Genomic DNA, 21,346 nt, shown 5'->3' on the forward strand with positions numbered 1-21,346 from the left:
TTAAGGAGAATCCATCATTTGTCTATATGAAGTTTTTTTAATTTAACTTGGTTATTACACTAATTTCTTTAGCTTTAATATCGCTATCATTATTATTTAAGTCTACCTCTTCATCAAGTAAAATAGGTGATTCAGTTAATTCCAAATTACAGGTATAACTAATCGAACTATAGTAATTGGCTAATCATTTCCAGCTTAGCTCATCTAGCTAGAATCGTCCAACCTAACTAAAAACTCATTGATCAATTGAATGAATTGTGCTTTACTAGGTTCCCATAGTTCATGTCCAGACTCATTTAATTCCTTAATAACTACATCGGGAAGATTGCTTCTTAATTTTTCTGTCTCTACCTCTGATAATAGTGATTCTTGGGTACCACCTTTAATTACTAGTACTGGTACCTGGATTCGATTTAAATCTCTATATAGTTCAATACTTTTTGACTCTTGCTGAATACCTTCCACTACATGCTTTCTCTCTTTACTTATAAAGCTGCGACTAAGCACTCTTTCTGACCATGATTTTGGAATAGATGGATATTTAGCTGGATAATCACAAATTATTAGACCTTTTATTCCTGGTGATGTTGAAGCAAATTTGATAGCATATGGAACTCCCATAGAATATGCCATTAAACAAAAGCGATTAACTTTACTATCGTTTATTACTGTTTCTATATCTTTAACATGGTGTTCAAACGAGTATCCAGAATTAGGAGCATCACTTTTACCACGTCCTCTCAAACTTAATGAGAGACATCTTCTAGATTTGAACTCTTGCACTATTTCAATAGACTGCTCAGCGAAATTTAATGCACCTGGAATATATACCAAAGGAGTTAGTAGATTATCATTTATATCAATATCAAGATAGTGACCCCTTCCGAATTTGCGTATTTATTAGTGAAATTCATCTCAACACCCCTAGCCTATTTTATCTAAACTCACCGTGTTTTTAGCAGCTACTTTAACTAACTCCTGCCTAGTTAATTATAACTTCAATAAAAATAGCATTTCTCCTTCTTGAAGAAATGCCCATAACTATAATTAAACCCTATTATCTAATGGTTTTCTGATCTTTTCACAACAAGATCTTTGTACCCTTGAAGAGATTTCATTTTTTCTATTTTGATATCTTTATAATAGTATTCTAAAATTTCTTTATGGTTGTTCCCTATCATTGCCAAACTATTAGCCCCGTACTGACTCATTCCAACACCATGTCCGTATCCTTGGGTAGTAAATTCGATAGAATCATCAACAACTTTGAAACTAAAATCTGTTGACCTTAAGCCTAATGCCGTTCTAAACTCATCACCTGAGAATTCCTTCCCATTAATTGTGACAATCGATACTCGGTTTGTAGAAGTTCTATGAAGCTTTATATCACTTGTTAATTTAACACCAAGTTTTGACTCAAATTCACCTGAAGTGATTTTTGTCATTCCATTAAAGTCAGGGGAATTTTTATCCCATGGGCTAGGAACACTCCTTAAGTACGGAAGGGCCACTTTCCAGTAATCTTCTGAATTCTCGGTATAACCGTTACTTATTGCAAAGAAAGTAGAATCAATGAGTTCACCATTATATGTCATAATTAAACCCTCTGTTTCTTTAACTGCCTGAGTAATTTTGTTAATATATTTTGAATAATCTTCTTTCCATATCTTTTTTAACTCAGCTGAGTCTTTATAAACTTGATGTATTGTGGAATCTGTTATATCAGCACTTTTTGGTAATCCTTCTTTTTCAGTCATTAAAAATTTCAAAATATACGTTCTAGCACTAATCGCCTGTGCTTTTAATGCTTCTAATTCATAACTTGCAGGCATTTCAGAAGCAACTACACCTATTAGATATTCTTCTAAAAACATGTTTTCAATATCATTATTATGCATCCTAAAAACTGATAATGTAATATTTTCAGCATTTGTTCCGATAGGTGTAAGAGGGGACATTATAGTAGGTACATCATTTATATTTTGACTTGTTTTATTTGAACCAAAAGCAAAAACGATTACTGAAGGTACACCAAGGACTATTATCATAAGACAAATTACAATCATATAAAAAGATTTCATTAAGGGCCCCCATACATTTTTTACTAATATATATGGGCATCGGACAAGCATAAGAACACTAAATAACAAAAATTGTAATTAAACATTCAGTCTAGCTCCATATAGAACCATCAAACCTTACTAGTATTGGAATATGCGGGTTCATTCCTATATTTAATTAAATTTTTTAGACAGTAATTCTAGTAAATCTAATGGCATAATAAAACAGCTTCGTCATAAAAAAAGAAGCTGTTATATGGATTACTTTAATACACTAATAGCAATAAAGAAATGTATTACCTCATTCAATTTTTTTAGCCATATATGGGCCGTTATCAATAAATCTATTCCGTTGATAAAAATTATACGTACTATCAAATGCATGAAAACTTTTATCTGGGAGGCAAACTTCCAACCTTTTAATAGTGGAATCGCGACAATAATTTTCCACAGCACTAATTAGGCTATTTCCTACTAAAAGACTCCTATATGAAGGTTGAACCCAAAGTTCTTGTAGTAAAGCATATGCTCCACCCTTATATATGACTTCTTGTATGGAGACGGTCGCACATCCAATAATTTCATTATCTTCTGTTTCAGCAACTAGCACTGTTCCTGGAATAACGCTATTAATGATTCTACGAAATACATTCTTAGCATTTTCAGGCAATGGAATATCATGTTTTCCCCTTAATTCTTCAACAAATAATCGAATTGCTTCAAGAACTTGAGCTTCATCATTCATGTTCGCAGTACGAACTTTCCAATCCATTTAAGTATTACCCCCTTCTCTTACTATGAAGAATACTACTCACCATTTAAATATCTACTCAATAGGTTCTATTGAAACCTATTTAATAAGTTGCTTATTATACAAACTAATTGAGTGGATATTCTCTTTTAACAAGTTATCTACTATTTGTTTTATTACACTTGGTTCTCTTAAATCTTGGTTTTCAAATGTTACTAGCTCATTTACATTTATCCACTTGCTGTCTGAAACTTCACCTTCTGCGAGATTTAACGAACCTCCAGTTCCCTCACCGATAAAATGAAATAAAATAACTTGATCGTTTGTATTACTGATAAAATTATATACACCAGTCGTTCCGATAAGCTTTACTTCCAAACCTGTTTCCTCTTTAACTTCCCTCCGAGCTGCATAAAGAATATCCTCTCCATATTCAATACGTCCACTCGGAAAGTTCCACTTATTAATTGCAGTAGGTTTATTCTCTTTTATAATTAATACTTTATCATCAGAAAAAATTGATACACTTGCTACTAGTACAATTCCATCTTGAGACATCCAATTTCCCTCAATTCAATTAAAAAATTATATAATTTATTTTCATGGCTTTTTCATTCACTAACCCACTTCGTTACTACAATCTATAATTAGATATAATCTCTAAAGAAGTAATCCCTTCCCACCTAAACCCGTTATGTTCAACTTTACATTAGTTTTTTTATGTAGGGTGTCTTTCTCCACACAAAATGACTGAAAAAGAAGCTAAGAATGATCCCAAAAAATCCAGTTAGTAAGAATTTAATTAGTACCGACACTGGCAGGTTTGACAAACTATATTGGAGAAATACAACTACAGGAACATGAATAAAATAAACGACAAAAACATTATTCGCTAGAATCTTAGCTATACGATTTGTTCCGTTTACTTTTTCCCTAAATAAAATTAGTAGCCCAACGACAAGCGAAAAACATAGTAATGTCTCAATAAATGACCGAGACAGCGAACCTACATTTGCTCCACCCTTCAAAAGAAATGGATACATTGCTTCTCCTCCAAAATACAAAACTGCCGTCAACACAACTCCTATCGAAAGCCAGACGTACCCAAATCTTGCATTTGAATTTAATAGCCATGCCCGACGATATGCAATAATTCCTAATGCGAAAAAACTTACATATTGAGGAACATGTGCAAATTCTGTTTGGATAAAACCTAACACCCCAGTCCAGTAATCAATTGGATACCAAATCCTAATAATAAAAGTAGCTAATGATACTCCTAGTATAAAAAGAAGAATTTGATAACCTTTAATATTTTTATAAGTTTGTTTTTCTATATTTTTAGGAAAAAAATATGCCCAGACTGCTAAAACAAACGCATAAACGAGTAGATGCTCTAAAAACCATAAATGGCCAAATTGCATATCAGGCCAAGCGGGTCCAGTCCAATCTGTTGGTTTATCTGCTAACCCAAAAAATATATTTACATAGTAAGAAAAAAACGAGATTGTTTCATATCCTCTAAAATTAATATAATAAAAATACATTAAAAGGGGGATCATCACTACAAAGCCGATTAACAATGGAACGCCAATTCTTATAAACCTTTCTTTTATAAAGGTTTTCGACCCTTTTCTATCGATAGACTGAGGAAGAAAATAGGCTGACAAAAAGAAAAACAAACTCATAAAAAACGCAGCATTTACTGCAAAAAATCTACCGAGCCAATTTAAAACTTCTCCTTCTTGAAAATACCACCATCCCCCTGGGCCATATGCCTGTCCTGCATGATGAACAACGACAAGCATGATTAAGCCAATTTTTAAATTATCAAAAAAAAACAAATGATTAACCTTTTGTTTCATGGTAAGATCTCTCCCGCTATATTTTATTCAAATATCACCAGCTCAGTATCATTATATTCAGAAAATTAAGGACAAGAAATAACCTCCCAATTATGATTTATAAATTACTTTAAGAAGCATTCCAGGGAACAAGAGCACAACACTGGTGTTTTCTTGTGGAAGAATGGAACGAGCTCTTTACGTCTGGATCTGAAGAGATTTAGTATATGAAGCAAAGGTTTATAGAATCGGGTAAAGCTCTAGTAGGTTTAACCGTTAGTTTCTTTTATACTAAAATCCCCATCCATTTTATTCCTTCTCCTTTGCAGACTATAAAATCATTTCTAATTTCACATCGCCTGTTCTTCTTTTCAAACTATCCTCAATAACTTCAACAAAATTAACGATAATCCTTCTATGATTATCGCTCCAGTTAGTTTAGTAAGCCTCAATTTTTTCACTTAACTACAAATAATAGAAAATTAAAAAAGAGCTGCCGCAACAGCTCAGAGATTTATTTCAAAAACTATTTAACATTTTCAAAACTGGAATCCAAATTTCGCACTTTACGGAAGATGAAGTTAAATCTTTACTTTTAATCGACAAGATTTCAGGTCCTTCTTTTACTTGATAGTTGGAAGACGGGAACCACTCGGAATAAATCCTTCCCCAAGTTTCCTGTAGAGTATTAGGAAATGGCCCTGTTGATTCAAATATTGCCCACGTTAAGGCGGGAACTTCAAGCTTTGAAAAATATTTAGGCTTCTCTCGTGTTGTAGCCACTCCTATATACTGATCAAGATATCCTTTTTCTTCCATACGTCCTTCTGAAAAGTTTGTAGAAGCTTGAATTATTCCTTTCGGATCTATATTAGAGAGTTTTTGTAATTCTTCTATTCTTTCCATGGTCAAGGATTGCCACATCGCTGCTATTTCTGGATTTTCTCCTTCAATAACAATAGGAACTCGTTTCATAATACCAACGATGTTAAATCCTTCTTTTTGTTCTATTCGGTAGTTCATTTCATTTCCTCCTCTAATTGATAATTGGAAGGTCATGAGAGGATATGCTTTTAATTGCTGACCATTGTTCCTTGCTTCTGTTGGTGTAACACCATGCAAATTAAAAAAGGCTCTAGTAAATGAGTCGGGTGAATTATATCCATACTTCGTCGCAACATCGATTACCTTTACATTACTATTATGAAGCTCAAACGCAGCTAAACTAAGTCGTCTACGGCGTATATATTCTGATAACGTTATACCTGCAAGGAAAGAAAACATTCTTTTAAAATGATATTCAGAACAAAGAGTTAACCTAGCTACTACTTTAAAGTCTATTTCACTAGTAAGGTTTTCCTCGATATACTTCATTGCAGTATTCATGTTTTTTAGCAAATCCATTTATATGACCTCCTTTCATCAATAGAATAACAGGAGTTTAATCTTGCCATCCGACATTTTGTGCACCAGTTTGTATGATTAATTCTTTATTTCATTATACTGCCCTTTACTTCAACAAAAATAGCCACTAACCCTGTTTAGACCAGTAGCTATCTTCATCTTTGTGCACGATTTCTTACAAGAACCAATCGCCCTGAGCAATTTTTTCTACTTTTCCTCCTACATTTACTCTGATTTCACCGTTAACTTCACTAACCCTTAAAAACAATAAAGATGGTCTTTTAATTTCATATCCTTGTTCTACACGAATATTAATTTCACTTTTATCAAAATATCGATAGTTAACTATGTAAGCTGCTAAACATCCATTAGAGCTTCCAGTGGCAGCATCTTCTGGAATACCATAATAATCTGCAAAGTCTCGAACATTCAAATCATTCTCGGCATTATATGTTTCAGGAGAGAAGACCATAATTGCTTTTGCATCAGTATGTTCAATTAACTCAAAATATTTTTCTTTATTGATTCTAACTTTTTTAGTTGCTTCTAATGATCTTAAAGGGACAATTATAACCGGGAGTCCTGTTGAAACCTCCTGGATAGGAAATCTATTATCTATGTACTCTTTATCTATATTTAAAACATCAGAAACCTTATAAAGATCTAAAACACGTCCAAATGTTGGTTTATTTTGTTTCATCCAAAAGATTTCATCTTGATCGAACGTTACAGGGGTCTGTCCAGCTTTAAAATTTAAAATAAGTTTCTCTTTTGGTTCTTCCTCTATTTCATTTTGAATGATATAGGCAGTTCCTAAAGCTGGGTGTCCAGCAAAAGGAATCTCTTCATTAGGTGTAAAAATACGAACATCATATCCATCATTTTTGGGGGTATTTGATAAAATAAAAGTAGTCTCCGAAAAATTAATTTCCTTCGCTATTTGTTGCATTTGATTATCAGACAGGTTTTCAGCATTCTTAAACACAGCTAGTTGATTTCCCGTATATTTCCCTTGTGAAAAAACATCCACAATTGAATAATTAATTTTCTCCATTATTTCTTTCCTCCGACTGGGCAGTAACTTTAATCGCTAAGTTTTTCAATACACTAGCTCACAATTAATCGTCTTGCAGGTAATCTAATAGTTTTATAAAACTTTATCCCTAATCTTATTTTTTAGTTTTGAAATATTTAAATACTCCAGTAAGCGTCAGTAATAACATTATTCCTTTGGATAAAGATTCTGATATGTTTCTACTGTATACTTAATTAAATCCTTTAAAACATTAGTATCGATATCAGCTAGTTTATTAACATAAATACAAGCCTTACTCTTCGTATGTTTACCAAAGCCTTCTAATAACTTTTCTCTTTCCTCTCCTTCATAGGCCAAATAAAGACTAATTTTTGCCTTTCTTGGTGAAAAACCGACTAAAGGGGCATCCCCTTCACGTCCTGACGCGTACTTATAGTGATAGCTACCAAAACCTATAATACTAGAACCCCACATTTTTGCTTCATAACCCGTTACCTCTTCAAAAATCTCTAATAACTTATAGGCATCTGCCTTCTTCTTCTCATTTTCCACACGTTCAATGAATTCAATTACACTATTGTCGTTTTCTTTCATTTTCGGTTCAGACATATATACGCTCTCCTTATCTCTGAGTTAATACTTGTTTCATTATTGTCAATGGTATTTCATTATAGATACAAGCCCTCTTCTTGAGGGGATTTTTTAAAGTCTCAAGTTTATTGACTATGTAATATATATTTGCTTACTTACAACATTTATTAGTTAAGAATGTCTTGCAATGCCTTTTCAAGTGTTTCAAAAGTAAATGTGTAACCTTCACGTTCTAACCGTTCCGGAAGAACCCACCGACTTTTTAACACTAATTCTGTTTCTGTTTTGATCAACAGTGAGCCAATCTCCAAGATCCATTTGGGCGAAGGTAATCCGACTGGAACATTCATCGTTTTTCTAAGTTCTTTCATTAATTCACGATTACTAACAGGTTGTGGTGAAGAGCAATTAAACACACCCGTTAGCTCTTCTTTCTCTTTCAAAAAGAGTACGATTTTGAATAAATCTTCAATATGTATCCAACTAAACATTTGGTTTCCTGTTCCCTGAAAACCTCCAAGTCCAAACTTCACTAAATTTTGATAAGGAGTCATTACTCCGCCGCCCTTGCCTAATACAATAGCAATGCGTAATGCTATTTGCCTTGTATTTGATAAATCAAAGGAAAAGAAGGTTTGCTCCCAGTTTGTTGCAACATCAACTGAGAAACCAGTTCCAATCTCTCCTGTATCTTCCGTCATTGGACGATCTTCTGCATGGCGATAAATGGTTGCTGTACTTGAATTCATCCAAATTTCAGGTGGATTTTCACATGCCTGTATAGCCTCTCCAAGCAATGTAGTTGTCCTAATCCTAGAATTCATAATTTCATTCTTATTAGTCTCATTGTATCGACAATTCACAGATTTCCCCGCAAGATTGATTAAAAGTTCAGCATCCTCTAATGCCTCTTTAATGCCGTCTTTATCTTCCCAAGAAATATGTTGCATTTGCCTTGATATTATTTTCACCTCATATCCTAACTCCTTGAATTTTTCCTTAAAGTATTCACCGATAAAGCCTGTTCCTCCAGCTAAAACTATTTTTTTCATATAAAAACTCCAATCTATTTTGGATCCTTAATTCAGCTTTTTTCATCCACTAATAAAATGTAACAAAGTCCATGTTGTACTTTTTTATAACGTTTGAAACAGGACGTAATTCACTCTCACTTACCTGCCTGAAAATTTTTCTTTTCCTCATTCATTTTCCATAAAGTTTTGCTTCTCTAAGTAGTTTAAAACTGTCTGGGAGAACTCCTGATGAGACTCTTTCGTATATTTTGCAATCGTATAAATTTGGGCAAGATTTTTTAAACCTAGGCGTTCTGTCATTTCCTTCAGCTTAGGAACGTCCATGTAACGCTGCCAACCCTTTTCATCTCTCTCTTTATAGATTTCTACAATATCCTCATCCGAATAATCATGATACTGGTCATAGTGAACTAGTCCATGTCTCGGCAGACGATCACGAGGCGCTGGATTTTCAGCAGGATAACCTAACGAAAAACCTACTACTGGCACAACATTTGCTGGTAAGTTTAATAGTTTCCCAATTTGATCGCAGTTTGCTAAGGTAGAGCCCATATAGCAAATGCCTAGTCCCGCATTTTCTGCAGCTAATGCAACATTTTGAGAAGCAAGAGTTGCATCGATAGCCCCAATCATAAAGCTCATAAAGTTATCAAACTGAACAGGTGCATCATTCAGTTTCAACCATTTTCTCATCCGGTTAAAATCAGCACAAAAAGTTATGAGTACTGGGGCGTCAACTACCATCGATTGCTCCATATGTGCGCTGTACAGTTTTTCCTTAAGCTCTTTATCTGTTGTCACAATAATTGAGTACGTTTGCATATTACCACTCGATGAGGCGCGAATGCCCGAATCTAATATTTGGTTAAGTAGTTCTTGGCTTACTTCTTTATCCTCGTATTGTCGTATTGATTTGTGCCCATGTATTACATCATTTAGTTCCAATTGTAACAACTCCTTTTTTTATACCTGATTCATTCATTTATAAATAGCTAGTAATCTCTTCGTAAGTGGTTCGTAATTAATATCCAATCTTACTTCCTACCGTTTATATTATAAACTATTACTCCTAATATTCAGAAATTTAATGTTAAAATAATGGAAAATTGCATGTGAAGGTACTATCATGGAAGATTTTTTTCGGAATTTGCCTACTTTTGAAACTGATAGATTACTATTACGTAAGATTCAATAAGAGAATGTTCTAGACATTTTTCCAGTAGGATTATCATCCAAATATGGAGTTTACAAAAAAGCTTGAACATATATTAATGGAATTATATATATATTTATTTCTTTATTTCATCATTAATGAAGCAGGAGTAACAATAGATTTGTAGAAAATACAAATGAGGAATAATTATCAAAATACTTAAAAAATAGGAGGGAATCATGAGTAGAATAGTGCATTTTGAAATTCACGTTGATAATATGGACCGGGCGAAAACGTTTTATGGGGAAGTATTTGGATGGACATTTGAAGATTGGAGCGAATATGCTGGAATGCCGTATTTCGGGGCAGTAACTGGCAGTGAAGAATGGCCAGGAATTAACGGTGCGTTAATGCAACGTCAGAGTCCTCCCCCAGAACAAAACCAACCTCTTAACGGTTATGCATGTACCATAGGAGTAGACGATTACGACGCAATTGAAGCAAAAATTCTTGATAAAGGTGGCATTGTAGCGTTACCGAAATACGCGCTACCTGGCATGGCGTGGCAAGGTTACTATAAGGATACAGAAGGAAATATCTTTGGTATTCATCAGCCGGATGAATACGCAAAATAGAATACTTTCTGGATCTGGAAAAGGCACTAATATTGTGCCTTTTCTACATTTTTGATGAACGATGTGCATCTTCTCAATATAATTGGATTCTGCCTAAGTAGTCTTTGTTGCAAAGTCTTCTTGTTATAGCACTAGCAGTCTGCTATTATATGGATTTCCTTGCTTCTTGTTCGACCCTCTGCATAAATTCTTGTACGACGGAAGGGTTATTTTTCTGTCCGCTAAGCTTTAACATCGCTCTACCAACAAAATTAACTCCTTTATTTTGGCCCTCATATATAAACTTCGTGTGGGTATCGTCTAGCTTAACTAGTGTAAATGTGAGAGTAATTTCAAATGCTTTTCCTAAAACAAATGAGATTTTTTTCATTTTCCTATTCTCACTATTTTCATACGCTAATGTTTCGACTATGTACGTTTCGACACGTTTTCCTTCGCGATATTTTTGCTGGTGCTTTGCTCCTACTTCCCCCTCCTTCTTCTCCACTAATTGATGCTCTTCTACTTTGGGCATAATTCTTTTTATATTTTTATCGGCGAAAAGATCCCACACTTTTTCTATATTCGTTGAAATCACTATTTCTTCTTTCCATTGCATGATTCGCTTTCCTCCTTCCCAGATGCAAGAAAGTCATTGATTTCTTCAACACTCTGATGAAGTTCTTCAATTTGCATCTTTATCTTTTCTTTCTTTTCTATTAGCAACTCTTCCAAATGAGAGAAGGATTCATCTTCCATTACAGTAATCATTTCTTGTACGGTAAAACCAAATCCCCTTAATTTACTTAATAATATGGCAAGAAAATAACTTCCATCATCGTAATAACGATATTTATTACTAGGGTCAATATAAGCTGGTTCCAATAATTTCACCTCTGCATAATATCGTAACGTTTCTTTACTTAACCCTGTTAATTCGGAAAACTCACTTACTTTATACATTCCTATCCTCCCTCGGATATATAATAAACTGTGTTGTGCACCACAAAGTCAATCTTTTTTTAGGAAGATATTTCAAAAAGTGATAAAAACTCCAGCTACTTTTTTAGTTAGTTTTTATAACAGCATCTTTTATATCATTTTGATACCTTTCTGGATAAGAGCTAATATAAATTTTCCCATAACTATCTCTTTCAATATTCCAATATTGGTTTTATGATGCTAGTATTATCCGTTTCAATTGAATCACCATTATAAAATTATGCGAACATTATACCGAACAATTACCTACTAATATAATGGTTTTATAGTTTCCAATTACATAAAAAATAGCGCCAATTTCTCTTTAATATCGGCACTTTACTATATGTTTAGCGTTAAGCTCTTGGAGATTGAAACATGTCATACTTACGTGGTTATATCGTTTTTAACGCTTGCTTTTTTGAAAATTTGTCATTTGGTTGTAATTTATAATATTTTTGTTGACACAAGCAATAGGATGGTCGTCCACACAATTATTGGTAATAATAGTCCTAACAAGTGTTAACGTATTCCTTTCTCAGATTATAAGATAGACATATTCCAATAATCTTCAGCCTCGTATAGATGTTCCAACACTTCATTTGCAACCTCTTCATAAATGTTTTTAGATTCATATTCAACATCGTATCTAAACCATTGACCCTTCGTTTCTTTCAACCTGAACTTATTATGTAAGTCATGTGCTGTTACTTTATTGGGTAGCACTTTCTCCCCCCATGAATGAGTAATTCCTTCAGATGGACATACCCCCACTTCAATTACAAAACCTCCTCCATACCTGTCAAACTGGAAAGTCATCAAGTCTATTTTGTCCTTGCTAATTCTACGAAAATGGGGGAAAGAACCTTTAAATCCTCTTATTCTAAGTTCAGGGATAACTATCTTCTTCAATTCGGTAATCATTTTATTTCTCTCCAATGACATTCTACCACCTACTATTAATTTAACTTGACTATTTAAGCTAAACTACTCTGTTAATATCACTAATAGCAAATTTCCCCTTTACAGAAGCATTCCCACTAAGTGAATAATTGCTTAATACTATTTGTGTCCTTAATAATTTCTGTCTTGTTTTTATGCATGCTATATTTTTTGAAAAAATTAACTTTCCCCACGTCTTCAAAATATCGGTTCCACTTAAACATTTTGAAAAATATTTTTAAGGTTGGTTTGTAGTTTGATTTCTCTAATCGAAGTTTTTGTTTGAGAAACCTCTTTATTATCCGATAGGTTCTTAATGAGTATTTTGTATCTAAAAAAATAATCAAATCTGCACTTTGAAAACAGTTGCTTACCCAATCCTCATTGTGAACCCCTTCTATTATCCAACTTTCTGATTGTATTATTCTATTTAAATACTCTTCTCTTTCTTGTTCAGTTCTTCTAATATCGCCAGACTCTTTCCTAATCCAAACTACATTATCTAATTCATAATATGGTATATCTAACTTTAAAGATAATTCTTTTGCTAAAGTTGTTTTACCACTTCCAACAGAGCCAATAATGTGTATCCTTTTCGGAATAATTTTGTTCATAATACACCTAATTCATAATAATTTTACTCCCTAAAAATATTCTATTTAAGGTAATGAATTTCCTCTTAATATTACGAAGCAACTCTTTCTTGACTGTTTCTTTCATCAATAAACTTAAAATATGGTAAACACATTCCTAGTAGTGAAACTAAACTAATGATGAAACCAATAAAAAGGTATAACGGTCTTACCCCTAACATTTCACTTAATACACCACCAGCAAGTACTCCCAATGGCATTGCACCTCTTATGATTAGTAAACGCACTGAGAACACTTTCCCCATTAGTTGATTAGGGACCGTTTGTTGGCAAATCGTTGTATTATGTACACTAAAAATAGCCATTACTATTCCACCAATTACCTCGGTTGTTATTGCTAATGGAATACTATAGGTAAAACAAAGCGCTATAAATGTTAAGCCTCCTATAAAAAGAGATCCCAACATGAGAAATCTACGACTCTTATATTTTAATTTTGACACCAGTAAAGCACCGATAATGTATCCGATAGGAAAGCCCGCCATAAAATACCCATATTCAGCAAAAGTCCCTCCTAATTCTTCTGTAATGTATGGAAGAGTTGTTACCATCGTTACTCCTACTCCGAATTGGACAAATGCTAAAAAAATACCTAACCACACTATGACTCTCTGAGTGAAGAAAAAAGAAATTCCTTCCGAAAAATCGGCTAACCATGTTTTTCTTACATCTGGTCTATTTCTCTGTTCTCGAATAAAAAGTAAAGTAAATCCACTAATAATCATAAAAGAACTCACAAGTGTAAGAGTAACTGTAACACTCGTATACTCAATTACTATTCCAGCAATGATTGGAGATAAAAAAGTCATTAAGCGGGCAGTTCCGTCAATGTATGCATTTGCTGACTGTAGATGTTTATCTTCTACTATAGTGGGGATAATCGCATGGTTTGCAGGTACATAAAGAGGTGTGATTAATCCAACGATACACTGTACAGCATAAATGTGCCAAACTTCTAGGTTACCTATTTTTAATGCCATTAGTGGAATAAGAAATACGACTCCCCTTGTCCATTGCGAGAGTACCATAATCCATTTTCTGCTCCAACGGTCAATATAGGGGCCTATAAAAAGTTGAAGAATTAGAGATGGTAAAAAATATAGAAGCCACATACTCCCAAGTGCTAGAGTAGAACCTGTAAGTTGATAGATTAATATAGAATTACAGAAGGTTCCGAACGCGCCACCAAGCTCTGATATTCCATTTCCTACCCATGTACTAACAAACGAGCGATTCTTTAATAAAGAAGAGTTCATAAGGTCACCTATCCTTACCGTTTTAAGTACTGATCTAGTTCCTTGAAAAGCAATTTTACTACATTCGCTTTCAAGGAATATTTCGCACCATTCATTTCAACTAATTTAGCGGCACGTAATATTTTTAGATGGTGATGAATCGTCGTTTTCCCCATATTTAATATTTTTGTTAGTTCTTGGAGCGATCGGTCATATTCCGATAAAAGCTTGACTATTCGAAGCCTTGTTTCATCTCCTAACGCCTTATGCTTTTGAACTAGGAAGTTACTTGGCATATATTTGTCATTTGGTGAAAGGCTTTCATTTGCGACCGGATAGTAAAATACTTTTGTGTCTTCTATATCTGCTTCAATATTCCAAGGACGATAGATATACTGTGGAATGAGTAATACATTATGAACACTTGGCTCGGGGAGATAATTAACTCCACCAGTTGCCCACTGAACAAGTTCTTCCGGGGACAGCTTTTCTCTCATTTCGTTTTTAGACTCATAATCTATCTTTAAAATTTGATTTATCTTTTCTAACTCTGGACTTACTACTGCTTCATACCATAATGTCATAACTTCTATTAGGTGAGCTTTAAGTTCATCTGTGTTGCTGTTACTAATGAATTGTATGTATTGAGGGAAAAAGGGATTTTCACTCGTTTTCTCTTTCAGTTCCATGACTGCACTCTCTTCTCCAGCAGCTGCCGCTTCCCTCAATTGTTGATACTTCTCTCCAATATAAGGCAGACATGTAAATTTAAATTTCAAACTTTGTAACGATTCAATACTAGAACAGAATTCTTTCAAGTTATTACTTTTACATTGATGTAGCAGTTGTAAAAGTGCCTTCCAAGTATTGTGCTCCTCGACATAATCTAAATGATCTATAAGAGTCGTGGACAATGAACCTCTAAGTTCTTCCCAATATGATTTTGGTCTTTCCAAAGTATCAATTAATCGGGAGTTCGTTACTGCTGCAATTCCAAGGGCACATTCCCATAGCGGTGAATAAGCCACCTGAACGTCATACGTTTCTCTTTTCCTACTTGTTACGTGAAAAACTTCCATCCGATCACCTCTTTAATGTTAATTTGGTTATATTATACATAAACTGAATTTTATATTCAATAAATACTGAATATATTGTTCTATAAATTCTGAACAAATATAGTAACTTAATCAAAATAAAAAGATGCATTTCTATTTTTTATGAAATGCATTCCATCAGTTCAACTGCCTTTAATTTGGTTTTCCTGTTTTTTTGGATTACTCTACTCCCCAGTGTGGTAATCAATTTCTTGCTCTTTTCTTAGTTTTATTCCTGGCGTTTCCTCCCTTGCTGACAGGAATTCATCAACCTCTTCAATGTTGGATGACTTAAAGACCAACGTCTCTGAATCAAAAATTACAAACGAGGGAAACTCGTTAAATTCAAGTTTCTCTACATATTCAAAAGATTCAATACCAGGATATTCACCTGGTATTAACCAAATATATGTCCCATATAAAAGGGTATCTAAACTTTCTTTACTTAAAAATTGATTAAAGTTCACACTATAATAATCTTGTATTTCCCGCGAGTCAGAATTCTCTTTATCCTTTCCTGGAATGGCATATAGCATATAAAAATCAGAATGCGAAGAAACTAAATGTTCTATCATCTCTTCCTCTTTCACATTACCACAACCAGTTATTGTCAATAGTAATAATCCTATTATCAACAGTCTCAAATATAGCACCTCCACATATATTCTTATCTTAATGTAACTAAACTTAATACGTAAGTTTATTACCTTCAACAAATAAAAGCGATAATCCTTCTAGAATCATCGCTGCCTGGTATAGTCACCCACTAATGCTTATAGAAAAAAATCTAATTTATCCTCTTCGTTTTTCATGCATGAATTTCATCCATCTTTTTAACTTAAAACTGGTCCAAAAGTAGCCGACACCGGAGACGATAGATACTCCGACTGAAAGCTGTAAGAAAAGTTGATGGGATGTATGGATACCTATCCCAATTCCTATAATCCCTAAGAATGCAATTTGAAATAGCTTCTTTTTGTTATTTTCATAGAGAGTAAATTGAAAATGTCGACGTTGCTCGGTTTCTTTTATAACCTCTATTCATTGCGGTAGTTTTAAAAACTCTGTAAAAGAATGGATAGTATTGAATAAAGGCTGTGATTGTAACCAAAACGAAAGAAACGACCAACTGTTATTACCTTGTTTACTTAACCAACTCATAAATACATGTTTTAAGACGTTCATGAGTTCATCATCTGATGCCAGGCTACGAAGCATTCCTTCCATCGTAATGAAAGATCGACCTAAGAAAACAAATTTCGTTGGCACTTGAATTGGAAGTGCTTGAATGATGTCATTCAACTCCAATTTTAAGGCTATAAGATTGATTTCTTTTAATTGTGTAGTAGATTGATAGGACAGTAATTCAGCCATCAACTTCTCCATCGTCCTTGGATCCGCTTCAGGTAGTAAAAATCCTAAGTTCGTTAAGCACTCTACAGCTTTAGGGTAATTTTTTGATAATAAACTTTCAATTAATGTTTGAAAATTGGTGGCATCCTTTTTGGAAATGTTCCCTATCATACCGAAATCTAATAATATGATTTGTCCTTCTTTTGATACAAGAACGTTTCCTGAATGGGGATCTGCATGGAACATACCTAGTTCTAGCCACTGGGGAAGAAAAACTTCCATCAAACGTTCAGCCAATTGTAATTTAGTAATTTCTAATTGACTAATCCCTGCTTCATCTGTCAACTTTATTCCATCGACCCATTCCATAACCAAGACCTTTGGTGTACATAGTTCAGAATACACGGTAGGAATTTTCACCACATCAACAGATTTATAATGTTCTTGAAATTGATGTAGGTTATTTTTTTCCTGCGAAAAATCGAGTTCCTGTACAATAACTTCCTTAAGCTCTTTAAATAAAACCTTTAAGTTTATAAATCCTTTTGGCATTGGAACAAAATGATGAGCAAACCAAATTATAATACTTAACGTACGGAAGTCTGTTTGTGTGATGGATTGAATATTAGGACGTTGTACTTTAATAGCAACTGATTCACCATTTTTTAAAACACCTTTATAAACTTCCCCTATGGAAGCAGATGCTATCGCTTTTTTTTCGATGTGAAGTAAAAACTTGTCTAACGGAGCTCCCCATTCCGCTTCAACAATACTATTAATTTCTTCCCATTTAGAGGGAGGAACTTGATCTGTAAGTCCTTGAATTTGACGTATAAATCCATTCGGAAGTAAGTCTGCTCTAATACTTAGCAATTGTCCAACTTTAATAAGTAACCCTTCTAATTCAAATAATGTTTTTCGAAATCTACTCCCTATTTTCACCCACAGTGTTTCCCAATCTGCTTCCGTTTTTTTAGTTACTTTATATCAATAAATTTGAATAAAAATGACAAATGCCATCGACAGTACTTTTGACATTCGTTTTATATTGCTCATAAATACCATAATACTACTTATTTCCCTCCTAATAGTGACACGGGTTGTACATATTGGTTAAGTCTGCCCCAGCCCCTATAATGTAAAAATTTATTTAGTAACCCAAAAAAAGAAGCATGAGGTAACGGAGTAACTTCACACTTCTTCGTTCGATTAATAAATTCTACATAAAAAGTGCTAACCCTTCTCTTGGATCCACACTTATTTTTTTGATTTGCTTTTTTGAGTTTATAACTCATTGTCTCGACTAATTTTTAATAAAGCGCTGTTAATTTGCTTTATATTTAGTTATAATCCTTTCCTTTACATTTATAAATCCCCATATTGTGAACGTAAGCCAAGACCCACTTACTAAATAAGCACCCATAATATCACTCGGAAAATGAACACCTAAATATATTCTACTTACCCCAATAATGAGAATAAAAAATGCGCTTATACAAACTAACAAGATTCGTCCACTGTGTTTAGGTATATGTCTCCACAACAAAAAACTAATTATTCCATACAAAGATAATGCTGCCATTGAATGCCCACTAGGAAAACTGTACCCCTCTTCTATAAGCATTCTATAAAAATTTGGGCGTTCTCTATGGAAAAAATTCTTTAACAACACATTAATCGTTGTGGAACCAATTAACACAATAATATAGAGAATTAATTCCACTCGTTGGTGAAAGACCTTGTATAGAACAAATAATATAATGATGGAAATAATTATTACTCGGATTGTATCGCCGATATAACTAAAAAACTTCATTACGGAGGTGATGTTTGGATGCTCTAAACCTTGAATATATTTTATTGTTTGTATATCCATTTTTTCTACAATATTTGAATCATATGTATTAGCTAAAAAGATAAAAAAAGTCAAACTGAGAACACTTAGTATTATTAGGTAGTTGTATTTAGTACTCAATTTTCCACCAACTTTATTATTTTTCTCTACAGATTTCCATTGCATCATGTTAATTTAAGTATTTATTATAGGGTGTATTTTATACAGAAACTTTTTAAACTTCTCCTAACAAAAAACAAGCGAATTAGAATACTAATTCGCTTGTTAAAACAGTTTATTTGTTTTTTTCTGCCACTAGACTAGGACTACTTACTCTCTTCTTCTTTTCGTACCGTCCAAGCAGTCACTACTTCTCCTGCTTCTTGTTGGTCCAGAACAAAAGATCCGTTACTGTACCGATCGTTATTTCTATAATTAATTGGATCGATTTCTTCTACAATGCCTTTACTTGTTTCTATGTGTACAATTACTTCGTCCGAAACGGCAACAACAGAGGCTATTTCATGTGGATTTGTTCTTACTTCCCGTAGCATTACTAAGCCTCGTTTTGCTCGTGACGCTCTTTCAAACTCTGTAATTTTCACCTTTTTCACCGAACCACGGTGGGTTGTAATCATTAATTGCTGATGTTTATTCGGCTCGAAAGCTAGTCCACTAACGACATAATCGTTATCTTTAAGATTAATACCTTTCACACCTGCAGCTCTTGCACCAACAATATTTACCTCTTCTTCACCAAACCATAAACCATAACCAGTACGTGTTGCTAAGAAAATATCAAAATGCCCGTCTGTTAAATATACAGCTACGACCGAATCGTCTCCCTTTAAATTAATAGCAACTAACGATTTCGAATATCGTTGTGCCTTATAATGAGAGAGCTCCGTACGCTTGACCATACCGTTCTTCGTCATAAACAATAAATATTTATTTTCCTCAAAATTACTCACTGGGATAGCTTTAATTATTTCTTCATCGCGATCAATTGGTATAATATTCGCTACGTGCTGCCCCATATCTTTCCAGCGAATATCTGGGAGTTCGTGAACAGGAATAAATAAATAATTCCCTTTGTTTGTAAATAGTAGGACTGTTTCCGTTGTATTTACTTCTAATTTGTGGAGAATTCGGTCTGTTTCTTTCATACCGAAATCTTTCCCGTTTGATGCACTGTATGATCGTAAACTCGTCCTTTTTACGTAACCATCTTTCGTAACCGTAACAATTACGTCTTCAGAAGGAATCATCACTTCTAAGTTAATTTTAATTTCTTCTATTTCCGCTTCAATAATCGTACGACGTTCATCGGCATACGTCTTTTTCACGCGTTTTAACTCTTGTTTAATAACAGAAAGAAGCTTTTTCTCACTACCTAAAATAGCCTCTAGTTCCGTAATTTTTTTATGAAGCTCTTCTGCTTCTGCTTGTAATGCCGTTATATCCGTGTTTGTTAAACGATAAAGTTGTAACGATACGATTGCTTCCGATTGAGCTTCCGTAAAATCGAATTCCTTTATTAAATTATCTTTTGCATCTCTTTTATCTTTTGAAGCACGGATTGTTGCGATCACTTCATCTAAAATAGATAGAGCCTTCATTAATCCTTCTACAACATGCTGGCGTTCTTTTGCTTTTTCCAACTCATATTTGGAGCGATTCGTAACCACTTCTTTTTGATGGTTAATATACGCATCCAACATATGATGTAATCCCATTAGTGTAGGACGTCTATTTAAAATACCTACCATATTGAAATTATAAGGAATTTGAAGATCTGTATTTTTGTATAAGAAGTGAAGTATCCCGTTCGCATCGGCCTCTTTTTTTAGTTCAATAACGATTCGAAGTCCTGTACGATCTGTTTCGTCCCGTACTTCTGAAATCCCTTCTACTTTTCTATCTAATCGAAGCTCGTCCATCTTTTTCACTAGATTTGCTTTATTCACTTCGTAAGGAATTTCGGTAATTACGATTTGTTGCTTTCCACCGCGAACCGATTCAATGTCCGCCTTACCGCGAACGATTATTTTCCCTTTACCAGTTTCATAAGCTTTCTTTATTCCGTCTACCCCTTGAATAATTCCGCCAGTAGGGAAATCTGGACCTTTTATTACTTGCATAAGCTCGTCGACTGTACAGCTAGGCTTGTCTATTCGCATTATCGTGGCATCAATCACTTCTCCTAGATGATGAGGAGGAATGTCTGTTGCATAACCTGCAGAAATTCCTGTTGATCCATTGACTAAAAGGTTAGGAAACATTGCTGGTAATACAACTGGCTCTTCGCTCGTATCATCAAAGTTCGGAATAAATTCTACCGTGTTTTTATCGATATCACGTAGTAATTCTGAAGATATGGCAGAAAGTCTCGCCTCGGTATAACGCATCGCTGCAGGTGGGTCTCCATCCACACTACCGTTATTACCGTGCATTTCTACTAATACATTACGGACTTTCCAATCTTGACTCATACGAACCATCGCTTCATAAACGGATGAATCCCCGTGCGGATGATAGTTACCTATTACGTTACCGACTGTTTTAGCAGATTTACGAAACGGCTTGTCTGCAATATTACCTTCCGCATACATTGCATATAAAATACGGCGTTGTACTGGTTTTAAACCATCACGTGCATCTGGAAGTGCACGTTCTTGAATGATGTATTTACTATATCGGCCGAAGCGATCACCTAACACTTCTTCTAACGGTAAATCATGAAACTTCTCTATCTCTGTCATTC

21 protein-coding genes are annotated in these 21,346 nt (G+C 34.1%); 1 reads left to right on the forward strand and 20 read right to left on the reverse strand.

The annotated features are described in order from the left end of the window. Positions 1-204 precede the first annotated feature (204 nt). From BC6307_RS11920 to BC6307_RS11965, 10 genes are all read right to left on the reverse strand, one after another. Entirely contained in the window at positions 205-834 is a 630-nt protein-coding gene (locus BC6307_RS11920; RefSeq protein WP_342351661.1) for an alpha/beta fold hydrolase, read from the reverse strand. A gap of 227 nt (positions 835-1,061) precedes the next feature. Continuing rightward, positions 1,062-2,081 (reverse strand): stage II sporulation protein D, encoded by a 1,020-nt coding sequence (spoIID, locus tag BC6307_RS11925; protein ID WP_066411057.1) that lies wholly within the window; start codon positions 2,079-2,081, stop codon positions 1,062-1,064. Positions 2,082-2,361: 280 nt separating this feature from the next. After that, a complete protein-coding gene (locus tag BC6307_RS11930; protein ID WP_066411058.1) occupies positions 2,362-2,832 on the reverse strand; it encodes a GNAT family N-acetyltransferase in 471 nt (156 codons plus the stop codon). 78 nt (positions 2,833-2,910) lie between these two features. Next, entirely contained in the window at positions 2,911-3,369 is a 459-nt protein-coding gene (locus BC6307_RS11935; RefSeq protein WP_066411062.1) for an NUDIX hydrolase, read from the reverse strand. Between the two features lie 146 nt (positions 3,370-3,515). Beyond that, a complete protein-coding gene (locus BC6307_RS11940; RefSeq protein WP_066411063.1) occupies positions 3,516-4,676 on the reverse strand; it encodes an acyltransferase family protein in 1,161 nt (386 codons plus the stop codon). Between the two features lie 498 nt (positions 4,677-5,174). Next, positions 5,175-6,059, reverse strand: coding sequence for an AraC family transcriptional regulator (locus tag BC6307_RS11945; RefSeq protein WP_066411065.1), 885 nt, complete (start codon positions 6,057-6,059; stop codon positions 5,175-5,177). A gap of 175 nt (positions 6,060-6,234) precedes the next feature. After that, positions 6,235-7,113: a PhzF family phenazine biosynthesis protein gene (locus tag BC6307_RS11950; protein ID WP_066411067.1), complete on the reverse strand. Its 879-nt coding sequence runs from the start codon at positions 7,111-7,113 to the stop codon at positions 6,235-6,237. Between the two features lie 168 nt (positions 7,114-7,281). Next, entirely contained in the window at positions 7,282-7,704 is a 423-nt protein-coding gene (locus BC6307_RS11955) for a DUF1801 domain-containing protein (RefSeq protein ID WP_066411068.1), read from the reverse strand. A 149-nt stretch (positions 7,705-7,853) separates the two neighbouring features. Next, a complete protein-coding gene (locus BC6307_RS11960) occupies positions 7,854-8,738 on the reverse strand; it encodes a TIGR01777 family oxidoreductase (RefSeq protein WP_066411069.1) in 885 nt (294 codons plus the stop codon). Positions 8,739-8,885: 147 nt separating this feature from the next. Beyond that, positions 8,886-9,665: a nitroreductase family protein gene (locus tag BC6307_RS11965; protein ID WP_066411070.1), complete on the reverse strand. Its 780-nt coding sequence runs from the start codon at positions 9,663-9,665 to the stop codon at positions 8,886-8,888. A 447-nt stretch (positions 9,666-10,112) separates the two neighbouring features. Between BC6307_RS11965 and BC6307_RS11970 the strand changes: the two genes are divergently transcribed. Beyond that, the gene (locus tag BC6307_RS11970; RefSeq protein WP_066411071.1) at positions 10,113-10,508 is read left to right on the forward strand and encodes a VOC family protein; all 396 of its coding nucleotides are present in this window, start codon (positions 10,113-10,115) and stop codon (positions 10,506-10,508) included. Positions 10,509-10,653: 145 nt separating this feature from the next. Here BC6307_RS11970 and BC6307_RS11975 read toward each other — a convergent pair whose 3' ends face one another. The 10 genes from BC6307_RS11975 to parC form a co-directional block, all read right to left on the reverse strand. After that, positions 10,654-11,106 (reverse strand): SRPBCC family protein, encoded by a 453-nt coding sequence (locus tag BC6307_RS11975; RefSeq protein ID WP_333482912.1) that lies wholly within the window; start codon positions 11,104-11,106, stop codon positions 10,654-10,656. Beyond that, a complete protein-coding gene (locus BC6307_RS11980; RefSeq protein WP_066411074.1) occupies positions 11,085-11,450 on the reverse strand; it encodes a MerR family transcriptional regulator in 366 nt (121 codons plus the stop codon). Before BC6307_RS11980 ends, BC6307_RS11975 begins: the two co-directional genes overlap by 22 nt. A 561-nt stretch (positions 11,451-12,011) precedes the next feature. Then, positions 12,012-12,392 carry a DUF4304 domain-containing protein gene (locus tag BC6307_RS11985; RefSeq protein ID WP_157729282.1) on the reverse strand — a complete coding sequence of 127 codons (381 nt, stop codon included), beginning with the start codon at positions 12,390-12,392 and terminating at the stop codon, positions 12,012-12,014. A gap of 116 nt (positions 12,393-12,508) precedes the next feature. Next, entirely contained in the window at positions 12,509-13,024 is a 516-nt protein-coding gene (locus tag BC6307_RS11990; protein WP_066411077.1) for a P-loop NTPase family protein, read from the reverse strand. Between the two features lie 71 nt (positions 13,025-13,095). Further along, positions 13,096-14,319, reverse strand: coding sequence for an MFS transporter (locus tag BC6307_RS11995; RefSeq protein ID WP_066411081.1), 1,224 nt, complete (start codon positions 14,317-14,319; stop codon positions 13,096-13,098). A 14-nt stretch (positions 14,320-14,333) separates the two neighbouring features. Beyond that, positions 14,334-15,377, reverse strand: coding sequence for an ArsR/SmtB family transcription factor (locus tag BC6307_RS12000; RefSeq protein ID WP_066411086.1), 1,044 nt, complete (start codon positions 15,375-15,377; stop codon positions 14,334-14,336). Between the two features lie 203 nt (positions 15,378-15,580). Beyond that, complete coding sequence (locus BC6307_RS12005) at positions 15,581-16,039, reverse strand: hypothetical protein (protein WP_066411087.1); 459 nt, start codon at positions 16,037-16,039, stop codon at positions 15,581-15,583. 397 nt (positions 16,040-16,436) lie between these two features. Continuing rightward, positions 16,437-17,690: an ABC1 kinase family protein gene (locus tag BC6307_RS12010; protein ID WP_235858032.1), complete on the reverse strand. Its 1,254-nt coding sequence runs from the start codon at positions 17,688-17,690 to the stop codon at positions 16,437-16,439. A 382-nt stretch (positions 17,691-18,072) separates the two neighbouring features. Next, positions 18,073-18,678 (reverse strand): phosphatase PAP2 family protein, encoded by a 606-nt coding sequence (locus tag BC6307_RS12015; RefSeq protein ID WP_235858033.1) that lies wholly within the window; start codon positions 18,676-18,678, stop codon positions 18,073-18,075. Positions 18,679-18,908: 230 nt separating this feature from the next. Further along, entirely contained in the window at positions 18,909-21,344 is a 2,436-nt protein-coding gene (gene parC / locus BC6307_RS12020; protein ID WP_066411089.1) for a DNA topoisomerase IV subunit A, read from the reverse strand. Between the last annotated feature and the right edge of the window lie 2 nt (positions 21,345-21,346).

The organism is Sutcliffiella cohnii (assembly GCF_002250055.1).
GTDB classification, from domain to species: Bacteria; Bacillota; Bacilli; order Bacillales; family Bacillaceae_I; genus Sutcliffiella; species Sutcliffiella cohnii.

Bases quoted from the DNA above. Each gene is read 5' to 3' on its own strand.
- BC6307_RS11990 (WP_066411077.1), bottom strand. From the start codon at position 13,024: ATGAACAAAATTATTCCGAAAAGGATACACATTATTGGCTCTGTTGGA.
- BC6307_RS11950 (WP_066411067.1), bottom strand. From the start codon at position 7,113: ATGGAGAAAATTAATTATTCAATTGTGGATGTTTTTTCACAAGGGAAA.
- BC6307_RS11995 (WP_066411081.1), bottom strand. From the start codon at position 14,319: ATGAACTCTTCTTTATTAAAGAATCGCTCGTTTGTTAGTACATGGGTA.
- spoIID (WP_066411057.1), bottom strand. From the start codon at position 2,081: ATGAAATCTTTTTATATGATTGTAATTTGTCTTATGATAATAGTCCTT.
- BC6307_RS11945 (WP_066411065.1), bottom strand. From the start codon at position 6,059: ATGGATTTGCTAAAAAACATGAATACTGCAATGAAGTATATCGAGGAA.
- BC6307_RS11930 (WP_066411058.1), bottom strand. From the start codon at position 2,832: ATGGATTGGAAAGTTCGTACTGCGAACATGAATGATGAAGCTCAAGTT.
- BC6307_RS11975 (WP_333482912.1), bottom strand. From the start codon at position 11,106: ATGCAATGGAAAGAAGAAATAGTGATTTCAACGAATATAGAAAAAGTG.
- BC6307_RS11960 (WP_066411069.1), bottom strand. From the start codon at position 8,738: ATGAAAAAAATAGTTTTAGCTGGAGGAACAGGCTTTATCGGTGAATAC.
- BC6307_RS12000 (WP_066411086.1), bottom strand. From the start codon at position 15,377: ATGGAAGTTTTTCACGTAACAAGTAGGAAAAGAGAAACGTATGACGTT.
- BC6307_RS11935 (WP_066411062.1), bottom strand. From the start codon at position 3,369: ATGTCTCAAGATGGAATTGTACTAGTAGCAAGTGTATCAATTTTTTCT.
- BC6307_RS11940 (WP_066411063.1), bottom strand. From the start codon at position 4,676: ATGAAACAAAAGGTTAATCATTTGTTTTTTTTTGATAATTTAAAAATT.
- BC6307_RS11980 (WP_066411074.1), bottom strand. From the start codon at position 11,450: ATGTATAAAGTAAGTGAGTTTTCCGAATTAACAGGGTTAAGTAAAGAA.
- BC6307_RS11955 (WP_066411068.1), bottom strand. From the start codon at position 7,704: ATGTCTGAACCGAAAATGAAAGAAAACGACAATAGTGTAATTGAATTC.
- BC6307_RS11985 (WP_157729282.1), bottom strand. From the start codon at position 12,392: ATGATTACCGAATTGAAGAAGATAGTTATCCCTGAACTTAGAATAAGA.
- BC6307_RS11970 (WP_066411071.1), top strand. From the start codon at position 10,113: ATGAGTAGAATAGTGCATTTTGAAATTCACGTTGATAATATGGACCGG.
- parC (WP_066411089.1), bottom strand. From the start codon at position 21,344: ATGACAGAGATAGAGAAGTTTCATGATTTACCGTTAGAAGAAGTGTTA.